Here is a 7210-nt window from a genome sequence, read left to right as displayed (position 1 = left end):
CGGAGGTTGGCGGAGTTGCGGGGCTGCATAGGCGTCATGTTCATAGAAAAACGCCCCAGGCCATCGAGACCCAGGGCGGTGAAGATATCAAAGACCCGTTTTCCGGTAAATCGCAATGCGGCTCCGCTTAAGTGAACAGCATTGCCTGTCACAGGGGCCTTTTTGTTGGTGTGCAACCCGTCGCTGGTTATTTGCGCTCGGGCAGCATATTGGTCAGGGTGTTGTCCTTGAGCACATGGTGGTGGTAGATGGCTGCCGCTGCGTGCAGGGCAATCAGCGCATAGCCAATGTTGGCCAGCGTCTCGTGCAGCTCCTTGATGGTACCCTTCAGGCCGTCATCGGGGGCGATGAGGGCGGGGAGTGCCAGGCCGAAGAAGGGAATGGGCTTGCCCCCTGCGCTCAACAGCAGCCAGCCCAGCAGCGGGGTGAGGATCAGGAAGCCATAGAGCGCCAGATGGGCGAGCTTGGCCAGCGTGAGCATCAGGGGGGAGAGCTCGGGCACGATACGCGGTGAAGGGCTACCCACGCGCACCAGCAGGCGCACGACCACCAGCACCAGGATCAGCAGACCCACCATGAAGTGAAACTCCTTCATCAGGTCGCGGCCAGCCGACCCTTTGGGGAAGATGTCCCTGAACTCCATCAGGCCGTAGGCGGCCACGATCAGCAGCAGGGTCAACCAGTGCAGCCCTATGCTCAGGCTGCCATAACGTTGTTCGGAATTTCTCAGCATCGTTGTCTCCTCGCCACTTAAGCGGCTTATCTCTTTTCATCCCGTCTCATATCGAGCCAAAGGACCCGCAGGTATCCCTCTTGAGGGTACTCGGCTTGCTTATGCCCGTGTTGATCTCGATAACATTTCTGCCTGTTTGCCGTCATGCTGACCTGTGCGGGAGCCCATGGAGTATCGGGGGATGGAAGGGGCAAAAAAAAAACCGAAGCACTAGGCTTCGGTTTTTGGCGGTCGCTGGCGTCAGGCCAGGGCGCATTATTTCTTGATGCGGATCACCGGGGTTTCGCCCACGGTCACGGCGCCAGTCATCTTCACCAGCTCTTTGATCTCGTCCATGTTGGAGATGACCACAGGCGTCAGGGTAGACTTGGCTTTGGCTTCCAGAACGGCCAGATCCAACTCGATGATGGTGTCACCGCGCTTGACCTGTTGACCTTCCTGAGCGATACGGGTGAAACCTTCACCCTTCAGCTCGACGGTGTCGATACCGAAGTGAACGAACAGCTCGATACCAGAGTCGGACTCCAGAGAGAACGCGTGGTTGGTCTCGAAGATTTTGCCGATGGTGCCGTCGCACGGAGCAACCATCTTGTTGCCGGCCGGCTTGATGGCGATGCCGTCGCCGACGATCTTCTCGGCGAAGACGACGTCAGGCACATCTTCGATGGGGACGATTTCGCCGGACAGCGGAGCAAAGATTTCGATGCCGCCAGTGTCAGAACTGTCGTCGGAAACCAGTTTCTTCAGTTTGTCGAACAGACCCATAGTAAAAGCTCCTAGAGATGATTGTCGCTGTTTGCAGCCGATCTTAGCAGACTGCCTTCTGCTTAATAAAGTTATCTACGCACGCTTCGATTTCGGCGGCGGTGGCAAAGCTCAGCGCCTGGTCGGCCATGGCCTTCACATCTTCGAAGTTGGTGTTGCGGATAAGCTTCTTGATACGCGGTACAGAGATGGCGCTCATGGAGAACTCATCCAGACCCATACCCAGCAGCAGCAGGGTGGCGCGTTCGTCACCAGCCAGTTCACCGCACATACCGGTCCACTTGCCATTGTCATGGGAAGCGTCGATCACCATCTTGATCAGGGTCAGGACGGAGGGTGACAGCGGGTTGTACATGGCGGAAATCATCTCGTTACCACGGTCGACAGCCAGGGTGTACTGGGTCAGGTCGTTGGTACCGATACTGAAGAAATCCACTTCCTTGGCCAGATGATGAGCCATCACGGCCGCGGCCGGGGTCTCAATCATGATACCCACTTCGATGGATTCATCAAAGGCTTTGCCTTCGGCACGCAGTTCGGCTTTCAGCGTCTCCACGGTAGCCTTCAGGCTGCGGAACTCTTCGACGGAGATGATCATCGGGAACATGATGCGCAGTTTGCCGAAGGCAGACGCACGCAGGATGGCCCGCAGCTGGGCGTGCATGATGTCGGTGCGGTCGAAGAAGATACGCACGGCACGCCAGCCCAGGAAGGGGTTCATCTCTTTCGGGAAATTCATGTAGGGCAGTTCTTTGTCGCCGCCGATGTCCATGGTACGGACAATGATCGGTTGATCCGGCATGGCTTCGGCCACTTCCTTGTAAGCCTTGAACTGCTCGTCTTCGGTCGGCAGCGCGTCACGGTCCATGAACAGGAACTCGGTACGGTACAGACCCACGCCTTCGGCGCCGTTGCGGATGGCACCCTCGGTATCCTTGACGGTCCCGATGTTGGCGCACACTTCGACCTGGTGGCCATCCAGGGTGATGGCAGGCAGGTCTTTGAGCTTGGCCAGCTCGTCCTTCTCTGCCTGGAACTGGGCCTGGAACTTCTTGGCTTCGTTCAACTGGTCGGCGGTCGGGTTGATGATGACCTGGTTGTTGATCGCATCCAGCACCAGCATGTCACTGTTCTTGACGCGCTCGGTGATGTCGTTGGTGCCCACGACGGCCGGCAGCTCCAGGGAGCGTGCCATGATGGAGGTGTGGGAGGTACGGCCACCGATGTCGGTGACGAAGCCCAGCACGTATTTCAGGTTGATCTGAGCGGTTTCAGACGGGGTCAGGTCTTTGGCGACCAGGATGACCTCTTCGTCGATGGTGCTCAGGTTGACAACGGCCATGCCCAGTACGTTCTTGACCAGACGGGTGCCGATGTCACGGAAGTCGGTGGCGCGCTCACGCAGATAGGGGTCATCCAGATCGGCCATCATCTTGGCGTACTGTTCGATCACCTCGTGAACGGCTCTGTCGGCAGAGGCTTTGTGTTCTTTGATGAAGGATCTGATATCCCCTTCCAGCTCTTCATCTTCGAGCAGCATGATGTGGCCTTCGAAGATGGCCTCTTTTTCTTCACCGAAGGTGCGACCGGCCATCTCTTTGATGGCTTCCAGCTGTGCGGCTGACTTGGTGCGGGCTTCGAGGAAGCGGTTGATCTCGGCATCAATCTGTTCGGCGGGAATCTTGCCTTGATTGATAACGATTTCATCTTCTTTCAGAAGAAGCGCCTTACCGAATGCGATACCGGGGGACGCAAGAATGCCAGATATCATAATCCTTCCTATTAAAACGACTGTGGGGGAGGAATAAAGCTGGATTACTCCAGCTCGTCCATCAGGGCAACCAGCTTCTCAACGGCTTTCTGAGCGTCCGGGCCGTCAGCCTGGATGGTCACGTTGGTGCCTTTGGTCAGACCCAGGGTCTGGAGCTTGAACAGGCTCTTGGCGCTGGCGGATTTGCCACCGGAGACCACAGTGATCTCGCTTTGGAATTCTTTGGCTTCTTTCACGAACTGAGCTGCAGGACGGGTGTGCAGGCCGTTTTCAGCAGTAATAACAACAGACTTCTCGTACATGGTTTCACCCCATATTATTGATATTGTTTGGAGAGATGGTCGCCAATGAGGCTTCCTGTCTCACCGTGTCAGTATGGATATGTTGTAAAGTAACGAAATCAGACCTGCAATGGTTTAATCCAGGTCAATTTTCTGTGCAGTATTCGGTGTCGTGGCCAGGTATTTTTTCGCTATCAGGCTGCAAGCCGCGTCAGGCCTGGCCTGAAATTATTTTATAACGAAAAATAACACTTTGTTACCTTGTGATACCTTGCCAGCAAACACCTCGTGACGCCGCACAGGATATGAGATTTATCACAGAATGTCTGCTTTTTTTGTCATATCCAATTTTGTTATTTTACCCCAAAAAATAAGGGGCCGAGTGGCACTGGTGGCTAGAGAGTTTAGCGCATAATGAAAACGGCGCTCCGAGGAGCGCCGTCGTTTTGGTGTTGGCTGATCAACTACTGCTGCAATTCCTGCTCGCTGAACACACCGGCGAAGAGGGCGCTGGAGAGGTAACGCTCGGCGGCGCTCGGCAGGATGACGACAATCGTTTTCCCTTCGAACTCCGGCTGCTCGGCCAGACGGTTGGCAGCGACCACGGCAGCGCCGGAGCTGATACCGGCCAGGATCCCTTCCTCTTCCATCAGGCGGCGGGCCATCTCGATGGCTTCGTCACTGCTCACCTGCTCGACGCGGTCCAGCAGGCTCAAATCCAGGTTGCCCGGGATGAAGCCGGCGCCGATGCCCTGGATCTTGTGGGGACCGGGCTTTATCTCTTCACCCGCCAGTTTCTGGCTGATGACGGGGGATTCGCTGGGCTCGACCGCCACGGAGACGATGGCCTTGCCCTTGGTCTTCTTGATGTAGCGGGAGACCCCGGTGATGGTGCCGCCGGTGCCGACGCCCGCCACGAACACATCCACTTCGCCATCGGTGGCGTCCCAGATCTCGGGACCAGTGGTCTGCTCGTGGATTTCTGGGTTGGCCGGGTTTTCAAACTGTTGCAGCAGCACGTACTTGCCCGGCTCGGATTCGAGGATCTCGTTGGCCTTGGCAATGGCGCCCTTCATGCCGAGGGGGCCTTCGGTCAGCACCAGGTTGGCACCCAGGGCCTTGAGCAGTTTGCGGCGCTCCAGGCTCATGGTGGCCGGCATGGTCAGGGTGATGGGATAGCCGCGGGCCGCAGCCACGAATGCCAGGGCAATGCCCGTGTTGCCGCTGGTGGGCTCAATGATCTCCTTGCCCTTGGTCAGCACGCCGCGTTTCTCGGCATCCCAGATGAGGTTGGCACCGATCCGGCACTTGACGCTGAAGCTCGGGTTGCGGCTCTCGATCTTGGCCAGCACGCGGCCCTTGGTAACACGGTTGAGACGAACAAGCGGGGTGTTGCCTATGGTCTGGCTGTTGTCCTCAAAAATTTTGCTCATGGTGCTATCCCTGTGTTTGTTAAGGCGATGAAACAAGATTACCCTGTGGTTTCTGAATGAGAAGTGACGAATCGTTATAACAATATGTTATTACAACATATAGAACTTATTCTCTCTTGCCGAGGGGGCTTCCGCTGCCTGGGCATCCAATGGAAGGGATCTCATGGGATTTGCAGGAAGCGATCGCTATCTCGCATCACAGGCACTGAAGATGGCCGTCGATGCCGCCATCGTGCTGGAGAAGCCGCTGCTCATCAAGGGTGAACCCGGTACGGGCAAGACGGTGCTGGCGGAGGCGGTAGCCGAATCCCTGGGTGCCGAGCTCATCAGCTGGCACATCAAGTCCACCACCAAGGCCCAGCAGGGGCTCTACGAATACGATGCCGTCGCCCGGCTGCGAGACTCCCAGCTCGGTGACCCCAGGGTCGGGGAGATAGGCCACTACATCCGCCGGGGCAAGCTGTGGCAGGCCTTCAGCGCAGAGCAGCGGCCAGTGCTGCTCATCGATGAAATCGACAAGGCGGACATCGAGTTTCCCAACGATCTGCTGCTGGAGCTGGATCGGATGGAGTTCGATGTCTACGAGACCGGCGAGCGCGTGAAGGCGCGCCAGCGCCCCGTGATCATCATCACCTCCAACAACGAAAAAGAGCTGCCGGACGCCTTCCTGCGCCGCTGTTTCTTCCACTACATCCGCTTCCCCGACAAGGCCGAGATGCAGGCCATCGTCAAGCTCCACTACCCAAACCTCAAGGAGCGGCTGCTCGACGAGGCGATGACGCTCTTCTTTGAGCTGCGTGCGGTAGAGGGGCTGCGCAAAAAGCCGTCCACCTCGGAGCTGCTGGACTGGATCCGGCTGTTGTTGGCCGACGACATCGCCCCCGAAGCCCTGCGCACCCGTGAGCCCGGCAAGTTGGTGCCCGCACTCTACGGTGCCCTGCTCAAGACGGAGCAGGACTTGCACCTCTTCGAGAAGCTCGCCTTTCTGGCGCGCCGCGGCGGCTGAATGCTCATCGACTTCTTCCTTCACCTGCGCCGCCACAAGCTTCCTTGCAGCCTGCGGGAGTTGCTCGACCTGCACGCGGCGCTGGCTGCCCAGCTGGTCAGCCTCGACATGGACGAGTTCTACCAGCTATCCCGCTGCCTGCTGGTGAAAGACGAGGCGCACTATGATCGCTTCGATCGCGCCTTCGCCGAGTATTACGAGGGGTTGGCCGCCATCCCCCTGTTGCCGGAGAGCCTGCCCGAGGAGTGGCTGCGCAAGGAGTTCGAGCGACTGTTAAGCCCGGAGGAGAAGGCGTTGCTCCAATCCCTTGGCGGGCTGGACAAGCTGCTGGAGACCCTCAATCAGCGGCTAAGCGAGCAGAAGGAGCGTCACGCCGGCGGCAACAAGTGGGTCGGCACCGGGGGCAGCAGCCCGTTCGGTCACGGCGGCTATCACCCGGAAGGGATCCGCATGGGGGGAGAGGGCCAGCACGGGCGGGCGACCAAGGTGTGGGAAGCGCGCCACTTTCGCAACTTCAGTGACGACTCGCCCCTGGGGCAGCGCGCCATCCAGCTCTCCCTGCGCAAGCTCAGACGCTGGGTGCGCCGGGGCAATCCCGACGAGCTGGATCTCGACGACACCATCCAAAGCTCGGCCAGGCAAGGCTGGCTCGATGTGAAGCTGCGGCCCGAGCGCCACAACGGGGTCAAGCTGCTGGCCTTCTTCGATGTGGGGGGCTCCATGGATGCCCACGTGGCCGAGGTGCAGCGCCTCTTTTCGGCCCTGCGCCACGAGTTCAAGCACCTGGTGTTCTTCTATTTTCACAACTGCCTCTACGACTTCGTCTGGCAGGACAATGCCAGGCGCCTTGATGATCGGTTCGATACCCTGCGGCTGCTGCGCACCTACGGCAGCGACTACAGGGTGATGGTGGTGGGGGATGCGAAGATGGGCCCTTATGAAATCACCTGGCCAGGTGGCAGCGTAGAGTACTGGAACGAGGAGCCCGGCCAGGTGTGGCTCGGGCGCCTGCAACAACATTTCCCCAAGATGGTGTGGGTCAATCCGCTGCCAAGGCAGGAGTGGCTGTGGCACCCCTCCATCTTAAATGCGAAAGGGGACTCCCTCCGACGTAGGTGGGAGGGGAATTTCGCCGGGGCGTCAGCCCCGCTGGTTTTGAATGTATTGCTTGATCACCTCCAACGGTGCTCCGCCGCAAGAGCCCGCAAAGTAAGAGCGTGA

The 7210-nt window shown here is 58.5% G+C and carries 7 protein-coding genes and 1 pseudogene; 2 read left to right on the top strand and 6 right to left on the bottom strand.

Features of this window, described 5'->3' with window-relative positions:
- Positions 1-187 precede the first annotated feature (187 nt).
- The 5 genes from MUW49_RS14505 to cysK all read right to left on the bottom strand — a co-directional run bounded on the left by MUW49_RS14505 (position 188) and on the right by cysK (position 4983).
- Entirely contained in the window at positions 188-733 is a 546-nt protein-coding gene (locus MUW49_RS14505; protein ID WP_052814874.1) for a cytochrome b, read from the bottom strand.
- Positions 734-988: 255 nt separating this feature from the next.
- Positions 989-1498, bottom strand: coding sequence for a PTS glucose transporter subunit IIA (gene crr, locus MUW49_RS14500; protein WP_210539097.1), 510 nt, complete (start codon positions 1496-1498; stop codon positions 989-991).
- 43 nt (positions 1499-1541) lie between these two features.
- Positions 1542-3269 carry a phosphoenolpyruvate-protein phosphotransferase PtsI gene (ptsI, locus tag MUW49_RS14495; RefSeq protein ID WP_210539098.1) on the bottom strand — a complete coding sequence of 576 codons (1728 nt, stop codon included), beginning with the start codon at positions 3267-3269 and terminating at the stop codon, positions 1542-1544.
- A gap of 44 nt (positions 3270-3313) precedes the next feature.
- Positions 3314-3571: an HPr family phosphocarrier protein gene (locus MUW49_RS14490; RefSeq protein ID WP_005303128.1), complete on the bottom strand. Its 258-nt coding sequence runs from the start codon at positions 3569-3571 to the stop codon at positions 3314-3316.
- A 443-nt stretch (positions 3572-4014) separates the two neighbouring features.
- Positions 4015-4983, bottom strand: a complete 969-nt coding sequence (gene cysK / locus MUW49_RS14485; RefSeq protein WP_010673571.1) for a cysteine synthase A — start codon at positions 4981-4983, stop codon at positions 4015-4017.
- Positions 4984-5146: 163 nt separating this feature from the next.
- Between cysK and MUW49_RS14480 the strand changes: the two genes are divergently transcribed.
- Both MUW49_RS14480 and MUW49_RS14475 read left to right on the top strand, forming a co-directional pair.
- Positions 5147-5989, top strand: coding sequence for a MoxR family ATPase (locus tag MUW49_RS14480; protein ID WP_210539099.1), 843 nt, complete (start codon positions 5147-5149; stop codon positions 5987-5989).
- Positions 5990-7072 (top strand): annotated as a pseudogene (locus MUW49_RS14475) (VWA domain-containing protein); the annotation flags it as partial. It abuts the gene before it with no gap.
- Between the two features lie 57 nt (positions 7073-7129).
- On the opposite strand, the gene MUW49_RS14470 reads toward MUW49_RS14475, so the two are convergent.
- The coding region (locus MUW49_RS14470) for a transposase (RefSeq protein ID WP_202904331.1) at positions 7130-7210 on the bottom strand (81 nt) is incomplete at its 5' end.

It is taken from the genome of Aeromonas sp. LsrichE-8G, from assembly GCF_022869435.1.
Lineage (GTDB): Bacteria > Pseudomonadota > Gammaproteobacteria > Enterobacterales > Aeromonadaceae > Aeromonas > Aeromonas caviae.
Note: the sequence above shows the minus strand (reverse complement) of the source record. Positions and strands in the feature narration are given on the sequence as shown.

Coding starts and splice junctions, on each gene's coding strand:
- MUW49_RS14505 (WP_052814874.1), bottom strand. CDS start 733: ATGCTGAGAAATTCCGAACAACGTTATGGCAGCCTGAGCATAGGGCTG.
- crr (WP_210539097.1), bottom strand. CDS start 1,498: ATGGGTCTGTTCGACAAACTGAAGAAACTGGTTTCCGACGACAGTTCT.
- ptsI (WP_210539098.1), bottom strand. CDS start 3,269: ATGATATCTGGCATTCTTGCGTCCCCCGGTATCGCATTCGGTAAGGCG.
- MUW49_RS14490 (WP_005303128.1), bottom strand. CDS start 3,571: ATGTACGAGAAGTCTGTTGTTATTACTGCTGAAAACGGCCTGCACACC.
- cysK (WP_010673571.1), bottom strand. CDS start 4,983: ATGAGCAAAATTTTTGAGGACAACAGCCAGACCATAGGCAACACCCCG.
- MUW49_RS14480 (WP_210539099.1), top strand. CDS start 5,147: ATGGGATTTGCAGGAAGCGATCGCTATCTCGCATCACAGGCACTGAAG.